Consider the following 25072-nt stretch of genomic DNA (forward strand, 5'->3'; position numbering starts at 1 on the left):
CCCGGCCCAGGGTGATCGAGAGGGCGCAGCCTCCTCACGGGCGGCTGCCGTGACGCGAAGGGAACCCTGCATGCAGCAGCCGGACCCGCGCTCATCGTCCGTACGGCGCCGGATATGCCCGCGCCGCGTCGTCGGGCTCGCCTCGGTCACCGTTCTCACGCTCGCGGTCAGCACCTCCGCCGGCAGCGGGCACCTCATGGCGGGGACGACGACGGCCGCGGGCGCCACGGCCGTGGCCCGCGGTTCGGCGCTCGGTCCCTGCCTGCTCCGCAGCCAGGTCGGCGTCCAGATGTCGGAGGGCATACCGACCCCGCCCGGCTACTCCCGTTCCACCGGCACGGTCCGCGCCCTCAACCTGATGATCGACTTCTCCGACACACCCGGCGAGGGCAGCGCGATGGACCGCTTCGCGGAGTTCGCGCCGCAGACCCGGAAGTGGTTCAGGACCAGTTCGTACGGCCGCCTCGACTACCGTCCCGAGGCCCCGGTCACCGAGTGGCTGCGGATGCCCAGGCCCTTCCGCGCGTACGACATCCAGCGCGGCGCCCCCTTCGAACCCGGCTACCGCCGTCTCGTCGAGGACCTGGTGCGGGTCGCCGACCCGCTCGTCGACTTCCGGACGTACGACCTCGTCAACGTCCTCATGACCCCGAACGCCGGACCCTCCGCCCTCGACACGGTCCTGTCCGTCACCTTCGCGGGCAACCGGGAGGCGCCGATCGCCGACGGGGTCCCGATCTCCAACGCGTCGTTCGTCTACAGCCGCCAGGACGACGGGTCCGGCTCCTACGCCGAGACCGGCTACCGCGTCCTTCCCCACGAGAACAGCCATTCCTTCGGACTGCCCGACCTCTACACCCACGAGGGCGGGGGCGCGGTCGGGCACTGGGACATCATGAGCGAGGACTGGGGCGTCGACAACGATCTCCTCGGCTGGCACAAGTGGAAGCTCGGCTGGCTCGACTCGGCCCAGGTCGGCTGCGTGGCCGCCCGCGGGAGCGTCGAGTACACGCTGACCCCGCTGGCCGAACCCGGCGGCGGGAAGCTGGTCGTCGTCCCCCTCACCTCCCGTACCGCGTACGCGTTCGAACTGCGCACCCGGGCCGGGAACGACGACGCCGTGTGCCGTCCCGGCGTGCTGGTCTACCGGGTCGACGTCGGCATCGAGACCGGGCACGGGCCCATCAGGGTGTACGACTCCCGTCGGGACAGCGGAGGGTGCACCCGCAGCCCCAACGTCCACGCCGAGTTGTCGGATGCGCCGCTCGTCCTCGGGGAGACCTTCAGGGACCTCAGGTCGGGAGTCGCGATCACGGTGACGGGGACGGATGTCGCGGGGAATCACCGGGTGCGGGTCACCAGGCAGTGAGTGTGGTCGGGGACGAAAGCACGGGAGCAACCGCACACGACCCGCGCCCGCGACGCACCCCCGCCCCCGAGCTCTGAGGCACCCGGCTCAGCGGCGCGGCTGGGCCGCATTACCGTGAGCCCATGCTCCCGAACGTCATGAGCGCTGCCGACGAGTCCGTGGCCGCCGCCTCCGCGCCCGCCGAGGCCGTCGCACCCCTGATGCGGGGGATCATCGTGTTGCGGCGGCTCACCGAGGCGGACGGGGTGATGAGTCTCAGTGGGCTGGAGAAGGCCACCGGGTTGGCGCGGTCCACGGTCGACCGGATCACGGCGACGCTGGCCCGGATGGGGTACGTACGGCTGGACGGGCGTGACGCGGTGCTCGCGCCCCGGCTGATGGAGCTGGGCAACGCCTATCTGGCCGCCCTCCGCCTCCCCCGGCTGCTGGACGCGTACGCCGACGCCCTCGCCGACGAGCTGGACGAGTCGGTGTCCCTCGCGGTCGGCGACCGGGACGGCATCCGCTTCATCCACCAGGCCACCCGGCGCCGCGCGATGTCCCTCAGCTTCCGCATCGGCGACCTGCTGCCCGCCGAGCGCACCGCGCCCGGGCCGCTGTTCGCCACCGAGTGGGACGCCGCCGACTGGGCGCGGTGGCGGGCGCGGCGGGAGGCCGACCCCGAGGGGCGCGGCTTTCCGGCGGTGCCGCCGCGCGGTGGGGCGTACGACGACTTCGAGGCCCGTACGGCTCAGGCGGGCGCCCAGGGGTGGGCTCTGGACGACCAGTTGATCGAGCCGGGGCTGGTGGCGGTGTCCGTACCCGTACGGGATCCCGGGACCGGGCGGGTCGCGTGCGTGGTCAATGTCGTCAGTCATACGAGCCGGCACACGGCGGAGTCCCTGCGTACGGCGCTGCTGCCGCGGCTGCGGGCGACGGTGGCCGAGATGGAACGGGAGCTGCGGGCGGCCTCCGGGCCGGGGGGCGTCTCAGGTGCGCCGGGCGGGCCCGGGGAGGGGGCGGGCGTGTCTCCCCTCGGGCTCGCCGCCTGGACCGGGGCCTCCAAGCAGGAGCTGGGGCGGGAGTTCATCGAGTCGCTCGCCCGTGGGCTGACCGTCATCACCTCGTTCGGCGAGGGGCGGGCCGAGTTGACGCTCACCGATGTCGCGCAGGCCACCGGGCTCGCCCGGGCGACGGCTCGGCGGGCGCTGATCACCCTCGAACACCTCGGGTACGTCACCTCGTACGACCGCTTCTTCCGGCTGACGCCCCGGGTGCTGGGGCTGGGGTTTCCGCCGCTGTCCATGCTGCCGCTGCCGCGTATCGCCGCGCCGCATCTGGCGGAGCTGTCCGAACGGGTGCACGACTCGGCGTCGCTCGCGATCCTCACGGGGGGTGGGGAGGAGGTGCAGTACACCGCTCGGGTGGCCACCAGTCGCATCATGAGCGTCAACATCACGGTCGGGACGCGGTTGCCCGCGTATGCGACGTCGTTGGGGCGTGTGATGCTCGCCGATCTCCTGCGGGATGGCGTTCCTCTGCCGTCGGAGCTCGTGCCGCTGACCCCTCGGACGGTCACCGATCGCGGGGAGTTGCTGGCCGTGTTGGAGCGGGTGCGGGAGGACGGGTTCGCTCTGGTCGACGGGGAGTTGGAGGAGGGGCTTCGGTCGATCGCCGTGCCGGTGCGGGGGCGGGGTGGGCGGGTTGTCGCTGCCGTGAATGTGGCGATGCACAGCAGTCGGCGGAGTGTCGAGGAGTGTGTGGGGGAAGTGCTGCCGGAGTTGCGGGTCGCGGTGGGGCGGGTGGAGGCGGAGCTGCGGGTGGCGGAGAAGTTCCGGCGGGTCGCGGGGGCGTGAGGCCTTCCTTTTCCGCCCCCGCGAGGAAAACACGGCGGAACCCCGGGCCACTTGAAGGGCGTGGCCCGGGGTCTCGATGGGGTCGGCTCAGTGGTTCGCGGACGCCAAGGGCGCGGGCTCGGTGGTCGCCTCCGTGGGCCCCTGCTCAGCCCCAGCCACAACCACCCCCTTCCCACCCCGCATCAACAGCAGGGCCAGCACCGCCGCCCCCACAACCCCCGCCGCCCCTGCAAGGAAACTCGCCGACATCGCGGAGGTGAAGGCGTCGTACGCGGCAGCGAGCAGGGCGTCGTCCCCGGTGGCCGTGGCCACCGCCAGCGCGTCACCCATGGAGTGGGCGGCGGCCCCAGGGGCGTCGGCCGGCATATTGCCGGTGAAGGTGGAGGAGAGGATCGCCCCGAGGACAGCGACCCCGAGCGCCGCACCCGCCTGCTGGATCGTGTCGTTGAGAGCGGACCCCACACCGGCGTGCTCGTCCGGGATCGCGCCCATCATCGCCGCCATCGCAGCCGGCATCGCCAGCCCGCTACCCGCCCCCATCAGGCACATCGCCCCCGCCAGCACACCCCAGCCGCTGGACGTCGAGAGGGTGGACAGGAGTCCGAACCCCGCCGCGATCACCAGGAGGCCCACCGAGGCCATGGCCCGGTTGCCCGTCTTCGGGAGCAGGCCCGCACCGATGCCGTTGAAGACGAGGGTCGCGACGGCCGCCGGGGTGAAGGCGAGGCCCGTCTCGGTGGCCGAGTAGCCGAGGACGAACTGCAGGTACTGGGTGAGGACCAGCATCAGTCCGCCGTTGGCGAGGGTGAGCAGGACCAGGGAGAAGCTGGCCCCCGTGAACACCCGGTTCCGGAACAGCGTCACAGGGACCATCGGGGACTGCGTACGGGTCTCCCACACCGCGAAACCGACCAGCGACAGCAGCGTCACGGCCAGCGAGACCTGCGTACCCGGCTCACCCGGGCCACCCTTCGGCAGCTCGATGATCGTCCAGATCAGCGCGGTCATCCCGACCATCGACAGCACCATGCCCAGCGGGTCGGCCTTGCGCCACGGCCCCTTGGACTCCGGCATCAGCACCAGCGCGGCCACGATGGCGAGCACCGCGATCGGGATGTTGATCAGGAAGACGACGCCCCACCAGAAGTGCGCGAGCAGCGCGCCGCCGAGCACCGGACCGCCGACCAGACCGACCATCGCCACCGCGCTCCAGGCCGCGATCGCCTTGGGCCGCTCGTCCTCGTCGAAGACGGTGATCAGGATGGAGAGCGTGCTGGGCATGATCAGTGCGCCGCCGACTCCCATCAGCACCCGGCCGAGGATCAGCGCCCCGGGGCTGGTCGCCTCCATCGCCACCACCGACGCGGCTCCGAAGAGCGCCAGTCCGACGATCATCGTCTTCCGCCGGCCGAACTTGTCGGAGAGGCTGCCCGCCGTTAACAGCAGACCCGCGAAGACCAGCATGTACGAGTCGAGGATCCACTGGAGGTCCTGGCTGCCGGCCTTCAGGTCCTCGGCGATCGTCGGGATCGCCACGGTGAGCACCATGTTGTCGATGACCAGCACCAACGTGCTCAGGCACAGCACGATCAGGATGAGCCAGCGACGCGGATCGCGGGCCTTCCGGTCCGATTTCCGGTCCGGCTTCCGGTCCGGCTTCCGGTCCGTCAGCTGATCCATTTCTCCAGCCCTTCTCACGCGTCGGTTCGAGCAGTTGCAGCGGCCAAGCAGTCACAGCAGTCACAGCACTTACGGCGATCACGGCGGCGAGGAGGATCCTGCTCGGTACGCCGTGCGTTCTGAGAAACACCGTACTTCTTCGCGAACAGTGTTCGCAAGGGGGTACGCCGTACGGATGCGAACACCGTACGCTGATCGCGTCAGCCGTACGCAGCGAAGGAGAGGCCCCATGTCAGCCGAGAAGCCGCAGGCGTTCCAGTCGGTGTGGACCCGGCCGCGGACCGGGCGGGAGCAGCCCGCGCTGAGCCGGGAGCAGATCGTGGCGGAGGCGCTGCGGCTGCTCGACGAGGAGGGCATCGACGCGCTGAGCATGCGCAAGCTCGGCGGTCGACTGGGCGCCGGCGCCACCTCGCTCTACCGCCATGTCACCAACAAGGACGAGCTGATCGAGCTGGCCGTCGACGAGGTGTACGGCGAGATCGAGGTGAACCCCTCCCCCGACCCGGCGAACTGGCGTACCGACACGGCCCGTTGCGCCCACAGCCTGCGCGCGACGATCCTGCGCCACCCGTGGCTGGCCTCGGTACTCGGCGAGATGGGCATGTCCTACCTCGGCCCCAACTGGATGCGGGTCTCGGAGGCCATGCTGAAGCTGCTGACCACCGCCGGGTTCCCGGCCTCCGAGGCGGACCGGGCGGTCGCCACGCTCGTCGCGTACGTCACCGGCATGGCCACCAGCGAGGCCGCCTGGCTCACCGTCCTCGCCCGCAGCGGCCAGGACGAACAGAGCGTGGTCGAGCGGCTGTGGCCGGCCGCCGAGGAGGCAGCCCAGGACTATCCGCTGCTCCGCGAGGGCTACGCCGAACAGCGGGGGACGGATCCCCGGGCGGCCCGGGAGGAGGGGTTCCAGTACGGGCTCGAGCGGGTGCTGGACGGGCTGGAGACGCGACTCACCTGACCATCAACCAGGGGGCCGCCCCTCCAACCCGTCAACTGACCCTACGCACTACCCGTTGCCCGGTACCCGCTCACCACACGTCACCCGTTGACGCCCGTGTACCGGCTCAGGCTCCAGTTCCACAGGAGCCGGGACAGTACGAAGGCCAGGAGGCCGATGAACGGGGCGGCCACGGCCAGGGCCTCCGGGACACCCATGGCTCCGCCGTGGCCGGTGAGCACACCGGCCGGGAAATAGGCGATGAAGGCGAGCGGCACGATGAAGGTGAACGCCGCGGAGGCGGCCTTCGGGAGGATGCTGAGGGGGTAGCTCCCGAAGGTCCCCATCAGCTCCTCCAGCCACTGGGTCCAGTACGAGGTGGCCGGGAAGTGGAACGCGGCGGCGGCCACGGCCGTGAACATCGCGGCCTCGACCAGCATCCCGCCGAGCACTCCCGCCACCACGTACGCGATCCGCCCCGCAGTCCAGTCGTGCGAGCTCCGCTGGAGCGCGGCGACGAACAGCCCGACCGCCACAACCAGGTCCCCGATGGCGTTGACCGGGAAGAAGGCCAGCTGGATCTGCCGGTACACCGGCATCGGACGGATCAGACAGGGGTCGACGATCCCCTCCTGGACGAGGATGTTCATGTACTGGACCCGGCCCAGGAAGAGCACGTACAGCCCGTGGCTGAGCATCCGCATGCTCGCGATCAGCAGCACGTCGGAGCTGGACCAGCCGCCGAGCCCGGGGAAGCGGGTGAGCAGCACCGAGGCGAAGACGATGATGGAGACCTGCCATATGGCCCCGATCGCGACGCCCATCAGGAACTCGCCCCGGTACTCCAGTCTGGCCCGGAAGTTGAGCTTGGTGATCCGCCAGACGACCCGCCAGGAGTTGAGGAAGGTGGTCATGGTCATCCTCCCTGGGCGACGACACGTCGGCCGGCCCGGTCCCAGAGCCAGCGGGTGAGCAGGGCGAGCAGCACGATCCAGACGCCCTGGACCGCCATCTGCGCCAGCGCGTCGTCGACGCCGATCCGCCCGACGTAGATGGAGAGCGGAACGCCGAGCGTCGACTGGAACGGCAGGAACGCGCTGAGCGTGATGAACCAGTCCGGGAAGTACCAGAGCGGCGCGTACACCCCCGAGAGCAGGTTCTGCGCGAAGAGGAGGATCATCAGGGCCGCCTCGTTGCGCAGCGTCCAGAAGCACAGCAGGTCGACCAGCGTCATCACGTAGTGGAGCACCAGTTGGCCGAGGAGCATGCTCACCGCGAAGACCGCCGCGACCTTTGGGGAGGAGGGCGCGGCGACGACTCCGACGGCGAGACACAGCACGTATCCGGCCAGCACCCAGCCGAAGCCGTACATCTGGTCGCCGAGGGCCCGTAGCGCGTAGTAGCGCCGGGGTTTCAGCGGGCGCAGGTACCAGTAGACGATCGTCCCGAAGTGCAGATGCTGGATCACCGTGTCGCGTCCGGCGCGCCGGTCCAGGCCGCGGATCCGGTTGGCGAGCACGGCGAGTACGGCGTAACTGACGGCCTGGGTCTCGTCGAGCCCGGCGCTGGAGTCGGTGTTCGCGTACAGGCCCCGCCAGAGGTAGACGACCAGGCAGACCTGGACGAACAGCCGGATGGCGGTGGCGGTCATACGGGGCGGGGCCAGCAGCTCGCCCCGGGGCGTGATCCAGGCGATGCGCCGGGCGCGTGCGGCGAGCGTGGCGGTCGTTGACATGGTTGTCATGGCTCAACCGCCTTGGGAGGCGGTCGGGACGGCGGACTCGTCCGCCTCGGCGGACTCGTCGGCGGGCGCCTGTGCCGGTACGGCGCTGAGGTAGGCGGCGCGCATGACGTCTTCGAGGTCGTTCTCCTCCAGCGCCAGATCCGCGATCCGGAACCGTCCGATGATCAGCTTCAGCGCCTCGTGCACGGTGGGGGCGTCCGGGCCGACCGGGCCGAACACCAACTGCGGTCCTTCTCTGCGCAGTACGGCGATGCCCTCGAACCCCGGGAGACGGGCGGGGTCGATCTCACGCGAGGCGTCGGTGGGGTCGGCGACGTCGGTGGGGTCCGTGAGGTCGGTGAGGTCGTCGAGGTCGGTGAGGGTCACCCGGACCTGCCAGGTGCCGCCGAAACGCCGCCGGATCTCCTGGAGCGGGCCGTCGAGCACGATACGGCCGTGGTTGATGAGCACGACCCGTTCGGCGAGCCGGGCCACCTCGGTCATGTCGTGGGTGGTGAGCAGGACGGTACGGTCCCGTTCCTCGACCTGGTGCCGCAGAAAGCGCCGTACCTGCTCCTTGACCACGACATCCATGCCGATGGTGGGCTCGTCGAGGAAGACGACGGGCGGGTCGTGGAGGAGGGAGGCGGCGAGGTCGCAGCGGACCCGCTGGCCGAGCGACAGATGCCGGACGCGGGTGTCCCAGAACTCGGACAGTTCGAGCAGTCCGTCGAACTCCTCGATACGGGCCCGGAACTGGCCCTCGGGGACCCCGTAGATGTCCCGGAGGATCTCGAACGACTCCCGGGCCGGCAGGTCCCACCACAGCTGCGTCCGCTGCCCGAACACCGCCCCGATGTTGCGGGCGTTGCGCTCCCGGTCCCGGTGCGGGACGACTCCGGCGACCAGCGCCTCACCGGAGGTGGGCGTCAGGATGCCGGTGAGCATCTTGATGGTGGTGGACTTCCCGGCCCCGTTGGGACCGAGCAGTGCGAGCAACTCGCCTCTGCCGACGGTGAAGTCGACGTCCTGCACGGCCACCTTCGCCACCCGCTCCGGGCTGACGAGCGACCTCAACGCCCCGGCGAGCCCGGGGCGGCGCACGGTCGTATGGAACACCTTGGACAACCCGCGCGCCTCGATCACCGCAGACAACGGCATCACATCCGTTCACTCGAGAGATGTCCGTTCGAAATATCGAACATCATTCGGCAACAGCGGCGGCAATGCTAGGGCCGGCGAGGTGGCCGAGAGAAGCGAATATGAGGGCGGCGGTGACGGGGGCGGGCCGCCGAACTCCCGCCCCACCCGCACCGCCGCACCGCCCGCACCGCCGCATCGCCGCATCGCCCGCGCCGCACAGCGGGTCGATCGGGCGCCGGGCATGCGGGCGAGGCGGAGGAGCACGGCGGCCCTTCGGGGGCGCGGGCGAGGCCGAGGAGTACGGCGATCCTTCGGAGACACGGGCGAGACCGAGGAGTACGGCGATCCTTCGGAGACACGGGCGAGACCGAGGAGTACGGCGATCCTTCGGAGACACGGGCGAGACCGACGAACACGGCGACCCTTCGGCAACACCGGCGAGACCGACAAACACGGCGACCCTTCGGGGGCACAGGGGAGGCCAACAAACACAGCAACCCTTCGGCAACACCGGCGAGGCCGACGAACACGGCGGCCCTTCGGGGACACAGGGGAGGACGGCGAGCACGGCGCTCCTCGGCGACACCGGCAGGCTGACGACTGCGGCGCTCCTCGGCGACACAGGCGGGCCGACGAGCACGGCGATCCTCGGCCGCGTCCGTTCCGCCTTCAACCGTCTGCCTACCGCCGGGAGTTCCGCAAAGGAGGCGGCGCGCTTCGACGGCTCTCCTTGGCGGGGCGACGGGCTGCCCGGAATCACCCGGCCGTCGCTCCGTCGCCGGTGGTTCTCTTCGGGGCCTCAATACGGCCGTATTGGCGGCAGCCGGCGTTTCCCGAACGGCAAAGCGTCGACGCCCGGCGCCGAAATGGCGCCGGGCGTCGGTCGCTTCAGCCGCTTCGCTTGGTTCGCGTCAGCGGCCGAGGCGGGCCTTCAGCTTTTTACCCTTGGCGGATTCGTCGAGGGTGTCCCACAGTTCGTCGGAACCGGGGTAGGTGTAGACGCCGGGGGCGCCCTGTTCGGCGCAGCCCTCTCCGTAGGACACGATGCCTATCTGGTACACCCGGCCCTCGAGCTTACGGAAAAGCGGGCCGCCGCTGTCGCCCTGGCAGGAGTCCTTGCCCTCAACCCCGGCGCAGACATTGACCTTCTTGTCGTACTGCGGGTAGGTCGCCTTGCACTCGACGTGCGACACGATCGGGACGTCCACCGCGCGCAACCGGTCCGGGAAGGACGGCACATCGGTGTTGGTGTTGCCCCAGCCGATGACGGTGGCCTTGGCGCCGGGGCGGATCAGCGCGTCGGTGCCCACGGTCGGGATGCGGACCGGGGCGATGCCGTTGACCGGCTTCTTCAGGATCAGGAAGGCGACGTCGTACGCCTCCTGCTTCTTGAGGTAGCGCGGGTGGATGACGATGTCGGCGACGTTGCGCAGCTGGCCCTGCTTCTTGTTCGACAGCACGGTCCGGCCGACGACCGTCTCTATTTCCTTGGGCTTGGTGCCCATGACGCAGTGCGCGGCCGTCATCACGATGTCCGCGGAGTAGAGGCTGCCACCGCAGAACTGCCGGTCGAACGGGCTCGCCTTGCCCTTGGAGAGCAGCGCGGCCATGAACGGGTAGGCGCCGTTGGCCTGGGCGCTGCCACCGATGATCTGCGCGCTCGGCCTGCCACGGTCCGCCGAGGTGGCGGCGTGCGCCGTCGAGACGGAGGCGGCGGCGAGCCCGAGTGCCGCGCCCGCCGCGACGACACCGGAGCCGATCCTGCGAACCGCAGCTCTGCGGGCGGTGTTGGAGGGCAAGGGGGATTGCGTGGGGTGTTGCATGGGGGGTGTTCTCCATTCCGAATGCCGGCGCGCTGAACTCGTCCGCGCCAAGGGCGACATCATCGCATCCTGTGAACTCCCTTGGAATACACGGATGGAGAGATTCCGACACCATCAAGATGGCCTCAAAATGGAACCCGGAGCAGCCTTTTCGCGTCCGCCCATCGGTATCCGTCCTCGCAAATGCCGATGGGCCACGACGGGTTGTGCTGCCGGACGACGACGGGAGATCGCCTCGCGGCTTCTGGACGACGCCGGGCGGCTACTTCCCGGGGCGTGCCGGCCGCGCGGGCGGACAGGCCCCGCACGAGCGGCCCGGGTTGACGTCAGACGCGGTCCCCGACCTGACGTTCACCACGCTCACGCTTTTCCCGACCTCGTGCACGGCACCGACGGGCCGAGTCCGAAAATCGCCGGGAGCGGGGGGAGCGCGCTCCCGCGTGGCAGGGCCTGGCACGCGTACAAGCGGCGGAGTCCGGGGCCGTCGCTGGACCGGTCGTTCGTACAGTCCAACTTCGGCATCGTCACCAGGATGCGCGTCCGCCTGACGCGCCTGCCCGAGGCGTACGCCCCCGCCACGCTCTCCATCGACGCGGACACGGACTTCGAGCCGGCGGTGGACACGATCCGGGAACTCCGGCCGACCGGTGGCCGCCGACCGCCGACTCAAGCCCGCCGAACTCCTACAGCGACCACGCCTACCGCCGCCTCGTGGAAAAACTCAAGAAGACGGTGGCCCCGAAGGAAACCCTGGCACCGGGGAGGCTGGAATCCGGCCGACCTCGTACGGAGCTACGGAGGGAGCATTTCCGCTCCACTGAGCGGCAGCCGCACCCCGAAGGCGAATTCCCCCAAAAAGTTCCGGCACCAAATTCTCCCGCCACATCATCTCACCACCCCGCCCGCACGAAGACCGCAGACCGAAGACCGCAGACCGATAGCAGAACACGGAAGAAATATCACGACCGACAACTACGACGCAGCACCCTATACAGCATCGATGCGACATCAAAGCGCCATCCGAACACGAGCGAACTCAGCGGGAGAGCATCATGGCGAGGCCGACGCGGGAAGCGTCTTCGGCGGAGTGGGCTCCCTCGGCAAGGCCGCGCACTCCTCGGCTTCTCTCGATCCCTGACCCACGAGCTCGGTCCGTCCGGCCTGACCGTCCACTCCGTGACACCCGGCTCGATCGACACCGAGATCGCCCCCAGCGAGCTGGCCGAGAATCGCAAGGAAGCCATGATCGCCGACATCCCGACGCGCCGCATGGGCAGCGTCCACGACGTTGCCGACATCATCGCCTTCCCGGCCCGACCAGAATCCAGCTTCGTCACCAGCGCGACCCACCACGCCGACGGAGGCTCCCATATCCACTGAGGACATCAGCGCAGCCGGACCCGGCCGGAGGCCGTCGAGCAGGAGCGGCCTCCAGGACATCCCCGCAGGCCCTCCCGGCCGCCTTTTCAGGGGACGGCAGCCCGTGCCACACGCGGCACGGCGAAGGTCTTCACCCGCACTGCGGCATCGATCATGGCCGGCCCTCATTCCGGGAATACGACCGGTTGCCTGTCATGAAGGGGTGCGTCGCCCACCGGACGACCCGTTCGCCTCTACCGATCGACAGAGCGCATCCGTTGGTGGCGGTGATCGAACGACGGCCGGGAGACGGCGAATGGACACACCCCGGTTGAGCGCCCGCCCGAGCGCCTTCGTGCAATGTGACCTCGCTCGCCAGGTGACGGGGAGTCAGCACGCATCAGGGCGCGTCCCTCTTTGCGCCGTCTCCCACGGCGCTCTCTCCCACGGCGCTCTCTCGCACGGCGCTCTCTCGCACGGGAGAGGCGATTGAGCCTTCCGGTAGAAGATGCGCCCCTCCACGGCACTCCATCCTGCTGACCGACCGGCGACCGCACATACCGACGCCGGTCGACGCCACGACGCCCCAGCCCCCATCGGCACCACCCACCCCCTGGAGGTTGTCGCCGAAGGGCCGGAGTTCTCCGCAGTGGCGACGGGTCGTCTTCCTCGCAGAAGGGTGTCCGATGCGCAATAAAAGCCGGCTTCTCGGCTTTCACCCCCCACAGTCGAACTGGCGTAGAGCAGTGGACAGAGCCTGCGTGACCGCTGTCGCCGGGGCGACGGTCGCGGCCTTGACGGTCGGTATGACCAGTCCCGCGCAGGCCGGCACAGAGAGTGGATCAGAGAGTGGAGGGGCCAAGGCCCACGCGATGAGCGGCACGGTCACGGCCGACGTGACCGCGCGGGGCGCGTCCGTGCACCGTGTCACCCTCGTCACCGGTGACCAGGTCGTCGTCGACGCCAAGGGCCGCGTGAAGGGAGTGGAGCCGGCGAAGAGCCGGGAGAAGGTGCCCGTCCAGGTATACATACGGGACGGCCGCACCCTGGTCGTCCCCGCGGACGCGCACCGTCTGTTAGCCGATGGCACACTCGACCAACGGCTCTTCGACATCGGCGAGTTGGACAAGACGGCCAAGCACAGGGGCCGGAACGCCGACCTGCCTGTGATCATCGGCTACCGGGGACGCGCCGCCACCATGAAGGCGGAGGTCCGTGACGTCGGTGACGCTCAGAAGCGCCGGACGCTCAAGGCCCTGAACGCTGACGCGGTCACCGTCGCACAGCATGACGCCACCAAGCTGTGGAACACCCTCACCGACGAGGCGCGCTCCGGCGCCCGCACCACCGCCCCCGGCGTCGCCCACGTCTGGCTGGACGGAATCCGGAAGGCCGGCCTGGACAAGAGCGTCCCGCAGATCGGCGCGCCCCGGGCGTGGGCCGCGGGCTACGACGGCAAGGGCGTGAAGGTCGCCGTGCTGGACACCGGCGTCGACGCCACCCACCCCGACCTCAAGACCCAGGTCGTCGCCCAGAAGAACTTCTCGGAGTCCCCCGACACCAAGGACCGCGTCGGCCACGGCACGCACGTCGCGTCCACCGTGGCCGGCACCGGCGCCAAGTCGAACGGCAAGTACAAGGGCGTGGCGCCCGGCGCGAAGATCCTCAACGGCAAGGTTCTCGGCGACGACGGCTCCGGCACCGACTCCGGGATCATCGCCGGGATGGAATGGGCTGCCGAACAGGGCGCGGCCATCGTGAACATGAGCCTCGGCGGTCCGGACTCCCCCGCGCTGGACCCGATGGAGGCCGCGGTCAACAAACTGTCGGCCGAAAAGGGCATCCTGTTCGCCATCGCGGCGGGCAACGCAGGACCGGGCCCGCACGGCACGATGAGCTCACCCGGCAGCGCGGACGCCGCGCTCACCGTCGGTGCGGTCGACGACAAGGACAAGCTGGCCGACTTCTCCAGCGTCGGCCCGAGGATCGGTGACAGTGCCGTCAAGCCCGACGTCACCGCGCCCGGCGTGGACATCACCGCCGCGGCGGTCCCGGGCAGCGTGATCGCCAGGGAGGTGGGCCAGAACCCGCCGGGCTACATGAGCATTTCAGGTACGTCGATGGCGACCCCGCATGTCGCGGGCGCGGCGGCGATCGTGAAGCAGGTCCACCCGGACTGGACGTACACCGAACTGAAGAGCGCCCTGACCGGTTCGGCCAAGGACGGCCGGTACTCCGTGTTCCAGCAAGGCGCGGGCCGTATCCAGGTCGACAAGGCCATCAAGCAGTCCCTGATCGCGGACCCCTCCTCGGTGAACTTCGGTACGCAGCAGTGGCCGCACGCCGACGACACACCGGTCACCAGGAAGCTGACCTATCGCAATCTCGGGAAGACGGACGTCACGCTGAAGCTCGCGGCGACCGCCACCGACCCGAAGGGGCAGGCCGCTCCTTCCGGCTTCTTCAAGCTCGGCGCCACGACCGTCACCGTGCCGGCCGGAGGCGAGGCCTCCGTCGACCTGACCGTCAACACCAAGCTCGGCGGCACCACGGACGGGGCGTACTCCGCGTACGTGACCGCCACGGGCGGCGGCCAGGCGGTGCGGACGGCGGTGAGTGTGAACCGCGAGATCGCGTCGTACGACGTGACGCTGAAGTACATCGGCCGGGACGGCAAGCCCGCGTCCGCCGCCGGCACGGGAAGCCAGCTGAACGGCACGGCCGGTCTCGCCTCGCAGTACATGGACTTTCCCGCGCCCGACGCGTCCGGCACCGCCAAGCTCCGCGTTCCCAAGGGCACTTATCTCCTCACCACCCAGATGTACGAGGATCCCGAGGACGGCGACAAGGGCGGCGACTGGATCGTCCAGCCCAAGCTGGACGTCACCAAGGACACGACGGTGACGATCGACGCCCGCACCACCAAGCCCGTCGACGTGACGGTCCCCGACACCGGGGCCGAGCCGGCGGACGCCGTCTCCTTCCTCAGGTACCAGGACGAGGACGACGACATCGGAGTGCTCTTCCAGGCCCGATCCTTCAAGAACACGCGCACCGCGCACCTCGGACCGCAGGTTCCCCGGGGCATGATCCAGCAGTGGGTCGGCGTCTGGGAAAAGGGGACCTCCACCCAGTACGCCACGGTGTCCGGCGGCCCGGTGAAGAAGTTCGCCACGGGCTACGCCAAGCACTTCACGGCCGATCAGTTCGCAACCGTGAAGGCCGCGGTCGGGGCCGCCGCGCCCGGCAAGACGGGTGTGGTCATGCCCAGCGGCTATCTGCCGTCGACCGGGCTGGACCTTCTGGCCTGGCCGCAGAGGCGCAATCTGCCCGCCCAGCGCACCCTTCGCTTGTCGACGGCCGACAACGTCGGCTGGACACTCGGCTCCATACAGTACGAGGGCGCCGAACCAGGAACCGAAGTCTCCTTCTCCCAGGACGCCCCGCAGACCTACCGGGCAGGCAGGACCTACCAGGAGACGTTCGGCACCGGTGTCCTCGCACCCGGCCTGGTCCAAGGAGCCGGCGTCATGAGGACGGGCAACTCCATGACCGCTGTGCTGCCGGTCTACACCGATGGCGAGGGCCACCCCGGCTTTTCGGCGTACTCGTCGGTCAGGACGACGCTCCACCGCAACGGAGTCAAGATCGTCGACACCGACGATCCGCTCGAGGGCACTCGCCAGTACGAGGTCCCGGCCGCGGAGGCCCGGTACAAGCTGACCACCTCCTTCAAGCGCAGCGCCAAGGTGGGAGCGATCTCCACCCGTATCGACGCGAGCTGGACCTTCCGCTCCAAGAAGACCGGCGAGGAAACGGCGATGCCGCTCTCCACGGTCCGCTTCCGCCCGGCGCTCGGCCTCGACAGCACGGCTCCCGCCGGCCGGACCCAGTCCATTCCGGTCGCCGTCGAGGGCGCCGCGGCGGGCCGGAACCTCAAGTCGCTGGCGGTCCACGCCTCGTACGACGACGGCCGAACCTGGCGCAAGCTGACCGTCAGGAACGGCCAGGTCTCCGTGAAGAACCCGGCGAAGGGCAAGGGCATCGCCTTCCGCGCCGAGATCACTGACAGCAAGGGCAACACCGCGGTGATCGCGGTCCACAACGCCTACCTCGGCAAGTGACACCACCCCGATGAGCCGAGCGGCCCGCCGGATTCCCCAGCCCCCGGCGGGCGCTCATGTCTGCCCACCTCCGCTGAACCGAGTACCCGTCACCAGCTCTACCGACCGACGGGACTCCTGCGCCTCAAACGAACCACTCAGGGCCGCAACCCGACCGGCACCCGCTCATGCTTCGCTTTCGCGGAACGAGTCCCGGATGGCAGCATTCCGGTCGACGGCCGGCGGCGGCTGGAGCCTCCGGTTCTGCGGTCCGGAGGTGAACGCGGTGCGGTGTTCAACCGTATCCCGTGTCGTGCGGGAGGCCCATGCGACAGCGTTACCCGGCACGCGGGCGGTGGTCGAACGTGTTGCGCGGGAGATCGGACTGCTCGGGCTGGTCGCCGTGATCACCTGGGTGACCGCCAGGAACTGGACCGGGACCGACTGGACGTCGGTGGACTTCGTCGTCGAACCGCGCTGGACATGGGCGGTTGTCGGCGGCGCGGTCGCCGCCACGCTGATCCGGCTGTGGGCGCCGGCCGTCGCGGTGGTCGCCGCGGCCACGCTGCTCGGCTGGTGGCCGGCGTCGGGCATCGCCGTCGCCGTGACGGCCTTCAACCTCTGCGGGCAGCGCCGGTCGAGGGGGTTCAGGGTCGCCGTGTTGGGCCTGGCCGCCGTGACCGGTTACAGCGTCGGGCTGCTCTCCGCCCTCATGCCGATGTCCGTGGTGACAGGGCTTCACCTGGTCACGGCGCTGGTCTGCCTGGGGTTGCCCGCCGGGGTCCGGGCGCTGCTCGGGACGGCGGACCACGTGGTCCACGCGCTGCGGGAGCGGGCCCACTTCCTCGAAGAGAACTACCGCCTGGCGGAGTCGACGGCACGTCTTCAGGAGCGGTCGCGGATAGCCCAGGAGATGCACGACCAGCTCGGGCACAGGCTCAGCCTCATTTCTCTGTACGCGGGGGCTCTGGAGCTGGCGTCGACCGGCAAGACACCGAAGGCGGGCGGCGACGAGGCCAGGTTGATCCGTGGCACGGTGCAAACCGCCATGCGCGAACTGCGTGCCATTCTCGGCGTACTGCGCTCCACGGACAGCGATCACGCGGCGCTGCAGCCGGTCGAGAAGACGGGTCTGCGCTCGGACATCACGCGCCTGGTCGAGCAGTCCCGCTCGGCGGGTGTGGAGGTCGGCCTGAGGTGGCAGGGAGCCGACCTGCACGACGTCGCCGTGCCGGTGAGACGGGCCGTACACCGCGTCGTCCGCGAAGGACTGACCAACGCGCACCGGCACGCGTCCGGCTCGGCCGTCTCGGTCGTGGTAGAACACGGTCCGGACAACCTCCGCGTGGATGTCTCCAACGGGCGGAGCCCGGAGGCGGTACCCGGGGGGACCGAGCTCTCGGCCGGCACTGGGCTGGGCCTCGTCGGCGTACAGGAGCGTGTGGCCCTGCTCGGCGGCGAGTTCTCCATCGGCCTCACCCAGGAGGGCGGTTTCCGGATGACCTCCCGGCTCCCCCTGTGTGAGTCGGTCGGGCCCACCCCGGACACCCGACGTATCCAGCAGGACAAGGCGGGCGGCACTCCGCCGACCTCGCCGACACCAACTGTCGGACCACAGACGCCTTTTGGCCACCGAATGCGTCAGGGAACCTCCGCCGTGCTCATCGTGGGCCTGGTGAGCGTGGCGGCGCTGCTCGCCGTCGTACTCAATGCTCTGCCCTGGTACTCAGCGGAGTACCGGGAGATGGTGGAGCGGTCCGGCACGGACGCGGTCGCTTTCGGTATGACCCGCGAGGAGGTGGACACCATCGTTGGCCTGGACGACCCGATGGCACGACTGGCCGCACGATCCGTCGAGTCGCCGCCCCCACCGTCCGCCGACGCCTGTATGTACGCCCAGGAATGGCTGAGTGACAGTCAAGCCCGTGTTGACCGATACTGTTTTTTTCAAGATCACCTGATCAGCATCGACCGCTACGAGGTCGGTGGCGATGAAGGTGTCAAGGGCGCCCCTGGGATGCGACGGTGACGAGCGAGAACTCGGCGCGACCCGTCCGGGTCCTGCTGGCCGACGACGAGCGACTGCTGCGCGCGGGGCTGCGCCTCGTGCTGGCGCACGCCGACGACATCGACGTGGTCGCGGAGGCCGCCGATGGCGCGGAGGCGGTCGATCTCGCCGTCCGTCACCGCGTCGACGTGGTGCTGATGGACATCCGGATGCCGGGCACGGACGGCCTCACCGCCGCGGAGATGCTGGCGTCCCGGGCACCGTCGGTCCGGGTGGTCATGCTGACCACGTTCGGCGAGGCCGAGTACGTCACCCGCGCGCTCGCCGCCGGAGCGGCGGGCTTCGTACTCAAGGACACCGGCCCGCAAGAGCTCATCCAGGCAGTACGCGTCGCTGCGAGCGGCGATGCCATCCTCTCCCCGCGCGTCACCCGCGACCTCATCGAGGAGTACGTGATCACGAATGCCCGGCGGGCCGACGAGGCGCGGCGGCTGGTGGGCCTGCTGACCGAGCGCGAGCGGGACGTGCTCGTCCTGATCGGCCAAGGCCTGTCCAACGCCGAGGTCGGCAGAAGGCTTTACCTGGGCGAGGGAACGGTCAAGACACACGTGCGGCACATCCTGGCCAAGCTGGACTGCGCCAACCGTGTCCAAGCCGCGATTCTCGCCCATGAGGCCGGCCTGCTGCCGGCCTCATGACAGCGGCACGCGGCGACGGCAGGGGTGCGCAGGCCGGCAGTGTCGAGATCCCGGGTTGCGGAGTGACACCAGGCCCAGCACCGCCGCTCACAGGCCGCCGTTCTCTCGGCTTCTTCCCCCGATCACTCGCGCCCACGTTCGCTCTATAGATCGGAAGAGGTGAACCACCCTTCCGGCAGAGGACGCGCCACTCCCTGGTCCCGCATTCTGCTGCTGACCGACCGGTGACCGCTCGTCAATAGGTCGGTCGACGCCGCGGCGTTCCGTACACGAGCCGGCACAGACGCACCCCTGCGGGTGATGGCCCGGGCAACGGTTCTCCGTCGCGGTGACCGGTCGCGTGTCTCACTTGAGGGGGACCGATGGGTGGTAAGCGCTGGGTTCCGGGCGCCCTGAACGAAGCCACATCGGTGGGGAGTGGGAGCGCTGTCGTATGAAGGGCCGGCACGCTCTTTGTCATGCCCCCCGCGGGCACTGGCCGTTACTGGTCCTCGCCATCTCCGTGCTGCTCTCCGCCCTGCTCTTCGAGGGGTGGAGCCACAATGAGGTGGACGCCTCGCGGGCGCGGCTCGACTGCACCGGGCCCGTTCCGAAGAGCGTGGACGAAGGCGGCCCGGTGCTGCGTATCAGCGGTGACCGGGTGTTGTCGGCCGGGATGCCCGCCCGTACCGTCGCCCTCACGTTCGACGGGGGCCCGGACCCCGTCTGGACCCCGCGCCTGCTCGACCTGCTGCACGAACACCGGGCACACGCCACCTTCTTCCTCGACGGCTCCCGGATGGCCCACTACCCGCAGCTCGTACGCCGCATCCTCGCCGAACGCCATGAGATCGGGTCCCGCACCTACAGCGGCGCCGCCCTGGGCCCGGCGTCCCGGACCCGTGGCCGCCTCGAACTGTCGCTCAGCCAGCGGGCGTTGGCGGGTGCCGCCGGAGTTCGCACCACGCTGCTGCGGATGCCGGGGACCACTGCCGTGGACACACTGTGCGGCGCCGAATGGAAGGCGGCGCTGCGCGCCGCCGCGGACGGGTATGTGGTGGTCGCCGCAGACCCCTCGTCCCGGAGTCCTGCCCGGGGCGCGATCCGCCAGTTCGCCCACACCGACCTGGGCTACGGCGAGGCCAAGGGGCTGCTCCGCGGTTATGACGCCGACGTGTTCACCACCGTGACGGACGGGCTCGGCTGGGCCCCGGCCAATCCGCGGGCGTCCGCCGGCGAGCGACGGGAGGGCGTCGTTCTGCTGCGGGCCGCGGATGCCGGGCAGATGCTGGCCGACGGCATGACCTGGCTGCTCGTGGCGGTGGGGGTGCTGGGCGTACTGCGGCTGCTGATGCTCGTCCTCATGGCCCGCACGCATGTCCGGCGCATCGACCGTGCCGCGACCGGCCACGGCGGCTCCCGTCCACGGGAGGTCGCCGATCCGGTCACCGTCCTCGTCCCCGCGCACAACGAGGAGGCGGGGATCGGATCCACCATCCGCTCGCTGCTCGCCTCCACCCACCCGCATCTGCAGATCATGGTGATCGACGACGGGTCGACGGACCGAACGGCCGACATCGTCGAAGGTATCGCCGATCCGCGGGTGACGGTGATACGCCGGTGCCATTCCGGCAAGGCAGCCGCCCTCAACCACGGTCTGGCCTGGGCGATGCACGACATCGTGGTCATGATCGACGCGGACACCGTTCTCGAGCCCGACGCCGTGTACCGCCTCATCCAGCCGCTCGCGGACCCGGCCGTCGGCGCGGTCAGTGGCAACGCCAAGGTCGGCAACCGGCACCGGTTGCTCGCCAGATGGCAGCACCTGGAGTACGTCTTCGGGTTCAACCTCGACCGCCGCATGCTCGACGTGCTCAAGTGCATTCCGACGGTGCCCGGTGCCATCAGCGCCTTCCGGCGGGAGGCTCTGATCGACGTCGGCGGCGTCAGTGAGGACACGCTCGCCGAGGACACCGACCTCACGATGGCCCTGTGGCGGGCCGGCTGGCAGGCGGCCTACGAGGAGTCCGCGATCGGCTGGACGGAGGTGCCCGTCTCGCTGCGCCAGTTGTGGCGGCAGCGCTACCGCTGGTGCTACGGCACTCTCCAAGCCGTGTGCAAGCACCGCCGTGCCCTTGTCGAACGGGGCCCGGCCGGACGCTTCGGCCGCCGCGGGCTGACCTACGTCACGCTCTTCCAGGTCGCACTGCCACTGTTCGCGCCGGTCATCGACGTCTTCGCTGTGTACGGGGCACTCTTCGAAAACCCTGTGCAGGCCGCAGCGGTGTGGTTCGGTTTCCTCGCCATGGAGGTGTTCTGCGCGCGGTACGCGCTGCGGCTGGACGGTGAACCGACGAGGGATCTGTGGACCATGCCCTTCCAGCTCTTCGTCTACCGGCAGTTGATGTACCTGGTCGTCATCCAGTCGGTGGTCACCCTGGTGGTCGGCGGGCGGCTGAAGTGGCAGCGTCCGCACCGCGCCGGTACGGCCGACCAAGAGTCCCGTACGGCAGCCCCCCACGCCGAAGCCATGGGCGAAGCGACCGGCCGTCACCGGGTCTTCCGTCACGCCGCCGGGCTCGGGACCGACAGCCGACGACTGGCGGCCGATGCACCCGCCGTTGACCGCACCGATGGTCCGTCCGCAGGCGGTGCGCCCGTCCGAACGGCTTCACGGCGCCTCGAACGGAACGGATCACCGGGCCTGGCCGACGGGTTGAGCGCGTCGTCCGACGCCGACCGGAACGCGGGACGGGCGGCGATACCTGAACCGCGCTTTGTGCCATACCTGTTCGAACCGTGGGCGTCGGTGCCGGAGCCCACGAACCGGGCGCCGGGGAGCGGGAACGGCCCGCCCGCGTTCGGGAGCACCCACCCGCGGCGGCGATCGGCCCGTGTCCACCGCAGCCGGAACCGCCGGATCGCGCGAACACTGCTCGTGCTAGCCCTCCCGCTGCTGCTGGTTCCGGTCGGCGCCTACCTCTGGGCCGACTTCACCCTCAACCGCGAGGTCGATCTGGGCGAGGTCGGCATCCGTCCCCCGGAGGGCAGGGGCACCAACTATCTGATCGTGGGGTCCGACAGCCGGGAGGGCCTCACCGAGGCGGCCAGGAGGAAGCTGCACACCGGCTCGTTCGCGGGCAGCCGCACCGACTCGATGATCCTCCTGCACACCGGCGCGCACGGCACCACGATGGTGAGTCTGCCGCGCGACTCATGGGTGACCATCCCTCGGACCCTCCGTCCCGAGACCGGCAAGTCCCTCCCCGCTTCCCGGGACAAACTCAACGCCGCGTACACCCTGGGCGGCCCCGAACTTCTCGTACAGACCATTGAGCACAACACGGGCCTGCGCGTCGATCACTACGCGGAGATCGGTCTGGGCGGTTTCGTCCGCGTCGTGGACGCTCTCGGTGGCGTGGAGATGTGTATGGACCGTGACATCAAGGACAAGGACTCGGGCCTGGATGTGAAGCGCGGCTGCCAGGTCTTCGACGGTGCGAAGGCGCTCGCGTTCGTCCGGCAACGCAAACAGGAGGCCCAGGGCGATCTGGGCCGAACGATGAACCAGCAGAAGTTCCTGGCCGCGCTCGCCGAGCGAGCCACCCGGTCCGACGTCGCATTCACCCCGTCCAGGCTTCTTCCGGCCGCGGACGCGGGCCTCGACACGCTCGTCGTCGACGAGGGCACGGGTCTGACGGAACTCGCCGCGATGTTCCAGGCGTTGCGGAACGTCACGGGGGGCGGCGGCAGGCAGATCAACGTGCCCGCGTCCGATGTGGACCTCCACACCGCCAAGGGCATCGCCGTGCTGTGGGACACCGCACGGGCGAATCGGCTTTTCAGGGAGCTGAGGAACGACCTGCCCGTCACCAACCAGTGAATTTCACCGCGTGATGTCACGTCGAAACGGCTGCCCTGAGCTGCGGGGACCATCAGTCGGGGCGCGCCATTGCACGAAGATCCTCAGTAGTGCCGCATCGGGCAACGCTCGCCTTGGCGTTGGAGCGATCCGCGAGATGGCCGCCTCGTCGAGGCGTTCGCCTCAGGGCTGCCCAGGACGAGAGCCGGGGCGAGACGCCGCAGTCGCGGCAGGAGTGACCACACGCCCCCGTGACCCCGTGGCCCGACATGATGAGTGTCACCGCGCCAAGATCACCGAGCATCGTGGGCTCGTTGTCCGGAGGGGTGTCGACGACGGCCCGTGGCGAGATGCGGACCAGGTCGAACGCGCCGTCGTCCAGTGGGTCGGCTGATACAACACCGAGCGCCCGCACTCCGCTCTCGGGCTACATCCCACCCGAGGAATTCGAAGCCGCGTACTACCGTTGCCTGGCCACCTCGAATGCCGCCTGACGGCACGTAAACCGGCCGCTACGAAACTCGGGGCAGCTCACTCCGCTCGCGGATCCTGTTGCTGAGGGATCAGAGCCGGTTGTGCTGGTGCCACCCCGGCGAAGGGCCCTCACTGTGGGAAGCGACCCCTCTCTCACGTACGCGTTCGACCGTGTCCAGGGCGCCTGGCAGACCATGGCCGCCCGCGGCGAATTCACCGAGCAGACCCTCGACAAGTTCGGTCTGTTGCTCAAACGCTGCGAGCGCTCCATGCAACTGCGCGGCGTCGTCGTCCTCGGCGATGTCACCGCCGATCCGGTGGAGGACTTCGTCACCGCCCGCGGCCACAGCCGCCACGGTCGTGTCACCGACTCCGCGGCGGCCACGATGCGGCTACGCCGCTCAGTAGTCCGCACCGCCTACCGCACCCTGCGCGAACTCGGACCGAGCGACGCCGACCCCGCCCGGGACATCGTCCTGCCCGCCCGTGCGATCGATGGTGTCCGGCCGCCGGCCGGCGGTCACAGCGGCGAGATCGGGCACATCCGCGTACGAGACCTCGACGTCAGCCATCGCCGCGTATGGATGCACGGCTCCACCAAGGTGGACGCACGCTGGTGCCCCCTGGACGACTGGGCCCTCAACGTCCTCACCAGTCGCGCCGAGTTCGTCAGCGCACGGCAGCTCCGCAAGGAATCCGCGCCGAACGCCCGCCTGGCCGTGTCCGACCGGCACGGCTCCGATGCCTACCTGCAGGCACGTGCCTGTGTCGCCCTGGGCGACCTCCTCAGGCGCATCGGTCTTGGTGACGAGGAGGACGTCAAACCGTCCTCGATCACCGCCTGGGCGGCGGTCGCGGAGTTCGAACGCACCGGGCGCATCGAGGACGCCGCCCGTCGCCTCGGCCTGCGTTCCCTGGATCGCGCGGCGGCGGTCAGGGCTCGCTTTCGGACCGTCAGGCGTTGAGTGCGTCGATCAGCGCCTTGGTCACGTCCTCGGTCGTGGCCGTGCCGCCGACGTCGCGGGTGAGGATGCCCGCACCGGTCGTGGCCTCGATCGCCTTGTTCAGGCGGGCCGCCTGGTCGGGCAGGCCGAAGTGCTCCAGCATCAGCGCGGCGCTGCCGACCGCGCCGATCGGGTTGGCCAGGCCCTGGCCCGCGATGTCCGGGGCGGAGCCGTGGACCGGCTCGAACATGCTGGGGAAGCGGCGCTCGGGGTTGAGGTTGGCGCTGGCGGCCAGGCCCAGGCTGCCGGCGAGTGCGCTGCCGAGGTCGGAGAGGATGTCGGCGTTGAGGTTGGAGGCGACCACGACCGAGAGATCCTCGGGCTTGAGGACGAACTTCGCGGACATCGCGTCCACGAGCACGCTCTCCGTCTCCACGTCCGGGTAGTCGGCGGCGACGCGCTTGAAGACGTCGTCCCACAGGACCATGCCGTACTGCTGGGCGTTGCTCTTCGTCACCGAGGAGACCTTGCGGCGGCTGCGCGTACGGGCCAGATCGAAGGCGAACCGCATGATCCGTTCGCAGCCCACCTCGGTGAACAGGGCGGATTGGACGGCGACTTCACCGCCGTGTCCGCGTCCACCGAGGTTGCGGCCACCGAGGCCCGCGTACTCGCCCTCGCTGTTCTCGCGGACGACGACCCAGTCGAGGTCCGTGTCGTCGGCCTTGCGCAACGGGCTCTGGACGCCCGGCAGGAAGTGCACGGGGCGGACGTTGGCCCACTGGTCGAAGTTCTGGCAGATCTTCAGGCGCAGGCCCCACAGGCTGATGTGGTCGGGGACGGTGGGCCAGCCGACCGCGCCGAAGTAGATCGAGTCGAAGTCCTTGAGCCGGTCGAGGCCGTCCTCGTCCATCATCTTGCCGGTGCGCTCGTAGTACTCGCAGCCCCAGGGGAACTCCTCCCAGGCGAAGGCGAAGGGGGCGGCGGAGTCCTGGGAGTTCTCGGCCAGGGCGTCCAGGACGGCTCGTCCGGCGGCGACGACCTCCTTGCCCACCCCGTCGGCGGGGATGGCGGCGATGCGGAACGTGCGGGGTGCGGCTGTCATGGGTGCCTCCGGCTCGCTGTCGTGCGGTCG

The 25072-nt window shown here is 69.8% G+C and carries 15 protein-coding genes; 9 read left to right on the forward strand and 6 right to left on the reverse strand.

The genetic code is table 11. The features are described 5' to 3' along the window. Positions 1-70 precede the first annotated feature (70 nt). Both STRIP9103_RS03115 and STRIP9103_RS03120 read left to right on the forward strand, forming a co-directional pair. Entirely contained in the window at positions 71-1369 is a 1299-nt protein-coding gene (locus STRIP9103_RS03115) for a M6 family metalloprotease domain-containing protein (RefSeq protein WP_009297351.1), read from the forward strand. A gap of 122 nt (positions 1370-1491) precedes the next feature. Beyond that, complete coding sequence (locus tag STRIP9103_RS03120; RefSeq protein WP_009297342.1) at positions 1492-3204, forward strand: IclR family transcriptional regulator domain-containing protein; 1713 nt, start codon at positions 1492-1494, stop codon at positions 3202-3204. Positions 3205-3291: 87 nt separating this feature from the next. Here STRIP9103_RS03120 and STRIP9103_RS03125 read toward each other — a convergent pair whose 3' ends face one another. Continuing rightward, positions 3292-4884: an MFS transporter gene (locus STRIP9103_RS03125; protein ID WP_009297368.1), complete on the reverse strand. Its 1593-nt coding sequence runs from the start codon at positions 4882-4884 to the stop codon at positions 3292-3294. A gap of 229 nt (positions 4885-5113) precedes the next feature. Here STRIP9103_RS03125 and STRIP9103_RS03130 point away from each other — a divergent pair, with 229 nt between their 5' ends. After that, complete coding sequence (locus STRIP9103_RS03130; RefSeq protein WP_009297333.1) at positions 5114-5842, forward strand: TetR/AcrR family transcriptional regulator; 729 nt, start codon at positions 5114-5116, stop codon at positions 5840-5842. Positions 5843-5922: 80 nt separating this feature from the next. Here the strand turns inward: STRIP9103_RS03130 and STRIP9103_RS03135 are convergent, their stop codons facing one another. The 4 genes from STRIP9103_RS03135 to STRIP9103_RS03150 all read right to left on the reverse strand — a co-directional run bounded on the left by STRIP9103_RS03135 (position 5923) and on the right by STRIP9103_RS03150 (position 10510). Continuing rightward, entirely contained in the window at positions 5923-6735 is an 813-nt protein-coding gene (locus tag STRIP9103_RS03135; RefSeq protein ID WP_009297349.1) for an ABC transporter permease, read from the reverse strand. Between the two features lie 2 nt (positions 6736-6737). Next, on the reverse strand, positions 6738-7556 hold the full coding sequence (locus STRIP9103_RS03140; RefSeq protein WP_009297330.1) for an ABC transporter permease: 819 nt from the start codon (positions 7554-7556) through the stop codon (positions 6738-6740). A 12-nt stretch (positions 7557-7568) separates the two neighbouring features. Next, the gene (locus STRIP9103_RS03145) at positions 7569-8705 is read right to left on the reverse strand and encodes an ABC transporter ATP-binding protein (protein WP_048819585.1); all 1137 of its coding nucleotides are present in this window, start codon (positions 8703-8705) and stop codon (positions 7569-7571) included. Positions 8706-9598: 893 nt separating this feature from the next. After that, on the reverse strand, positions 9599-10510 hold the full coding sequence (locus STRIP9103_RS03150; RefSeq protein WP_009297374.1) for a S1 family peptidase: 912 nt from the start codon (positions 10508-10510) through the stop codon (positions 9599-9601). A gap of 732 nt (positions 10511-11242) precedes the next feature. Between STRIP9103_RS03150 and STRIP9103_RS45830 the strand changes: the two genes are divergently transcribed. The 6 genes from STRIP9103_RS45830 to STRIP9103_RS03185 all read left to right on the forward strand — a co-directional run bounded on the left by STRIP9103_RS45830 (position 11243) and on the right by STRIP9103_RS03185 (position 23958). Further along, a complete protein-coding gene (locus STRIP9103_RS45830; RefSeq protein WP_234022097.1) occupies positions 11243-11890 on the forward strand; it encodes an SDR family NAD(P)-dependent oxidoreductase in 648 nt (215 codons plus the stop codon). A 785-nt stretch (positions 11891-12675) separates the two neighbouring features. Further along, positions 12676-15993, forward strand: coding sequence for a S8 family peptidase (locus STRIP9103_RS03165; RefSeq protein ID WP_048819600.1), 3318 nt, complete (start codon positions 12676-12678; stop codon positions 15991-15993). Between the two features lie 334 nt (positions 15994-16327). Beyond that, positions 16328-18001 carry a sensor histidine kinase gene (locus STRIP9103_RS03170; RefSeq protein WP_048819587.1) on the forward strand — a complete coding sequence of 558 codons (1674 nt, stop codon included), beginning with the start codon at positions 16328-16330 and terminating at the stop codon, positions 17999-18001. Continuing rightward, complete coding sequence (locus tag STRIP9103_RS03175; RefSeq protein ID WP_009297360.1) at positions 17998-18678, forward strand: response regulator; 681 nt, start codon at positions 17998-18000, stop codon at positions 18676-18678. The genes STRIP9103_RS03170 and STRIP9103_RS03175 overlap by 4 nt, the downstream gene beginning before the upstream one ends. 433 nt (positions 18679-19111) lie before the next feature. After that, positions 19112-22540 (forward strand): LCP family glycopolymer transferase, encoded by a 3429-nt coding sequence (locus tag STRIP9103_RS53000; RefSeq protein ID WP_063747257.1) that lies wholly within the window; start codon positions 19112-19114, stop codon positions 22538-22540. A 587-nt stretch (positions 22541-23127) separates the two neighbouring features. Further along, positions 23128-23958, forward strand: a complete 831-nt coding sequence (locus STRIP9103_RS03185) for a hypothetical protein (protein ID WP_009297372.1) — start codon at positions 23128-23130, stop codon at positions 23956-23958. Here the strand turns inward: STRIP9103_RS03185 and STRIP9103_RS03190 are convergent. Beyond that, positions 23948-25042, reverse strand: coding sequence for a tartrate dehydrogenase (locus tag STRIP9103_RS03190; RefSeq protein ID WP_009297290.1), 1095 nt, complete (start codon positions 25040-25042; stop codon positions 23948-23950). The genes STRIP9103_RS03185 and STRIP9103_RS03190 overlap by 11 nt on opposite strands. Between the last annotated feature and the right edge of the window lie 30 nt (positions 25043-25072).

The organism is Streptomyces ipomoeae 91-03, from assembly GCF_000317595.1.
GTDB classification, from domain to species: Bacteria; Actinomycetota; Actinomycetes; order Streptomycetales; family Streptomycetaceae; genus Streptomyces; species Streptomyces ipomoeae.

Coding starts and splice junctions, on each gene's coding strand:
- STRIP9103_RS03115 (WP_009297351.1), top strand. CDS start 71: ATGCAGCAGCCGGACCCGCGCTCATCGTCCGTACGGCGCCGGATATGC.
- STRIP9103_RS53000 (WP_063747257.1), top strand. CDS start 19,112: ATGAAGGGCCGGCACGCTCTTTGTCATGCCCCCCGCGGGCACTGGCCG.
- STRIP9103_RS03145 (WP_048819585.1), bottom strand. CDS start 8,705: ATGCCGTTGTCTGCGGTGATCGAGGCGCGCGGGTTGTCCAAGGTGTTC.
- STRIP9103_RS03135 (WP_009297349.1), bottom strand. CDS start 6,735: ATGACCACCTTCCTCAACTCCTGGCGGGTCGTCTGGCGGATCACCAAG.
- STRIP9103_RS03140 (WP_009297330.1), bottom strand. CDS start 7,556: ATGTCAACGACCGCCACGCTCGCCGCACGCGCCCGGCGCATCGCCTGG.
- STRIP9103_RS03165 (WP_048819600.1), top strand. CDS start 12,676: ATGACCAGTCCCGCGCAGGCCGGCACAGAGAGTGGATCAGAGAGTGGA.
- STRIP9103_RS03125 (WP_009297368.1), bottom strand. CDS start 4,884: ATGGATCAGCTGACGGACCGGAAGCCGGACCGGAAGCCGGACCGGAAA.
- STRIP9103_RS03130 (WP_009297333.1), top strand. CDS start 5,114: ATGTCAGCCGAGAAGCCGCAGGCGTTCCAGTCGGTGTGGACCCGGCCG.
- STRIP9103_RS03150 (WP_009297374.1), bottom strand. CDS start 10,510: ATGCAACACCCCACGCAATCCCCCTTGCCCTCCAACACCGCCCGCAGA.
- STRIP9103_RS03190 (WP_009297290.1), bottom strand. CDS start 25,042: ATGACAGCCGCACCCCGCACGTTCCGCATCGCCGCCATCCCCGCCGAC.
- STRIP9103_RS03120 (WP_009297342.1), top strand. CDS start 1,492: ATGCTCCCGAACGTCATGAGCGCTGCCGACGAGTCCGTGGCCGCCGCC.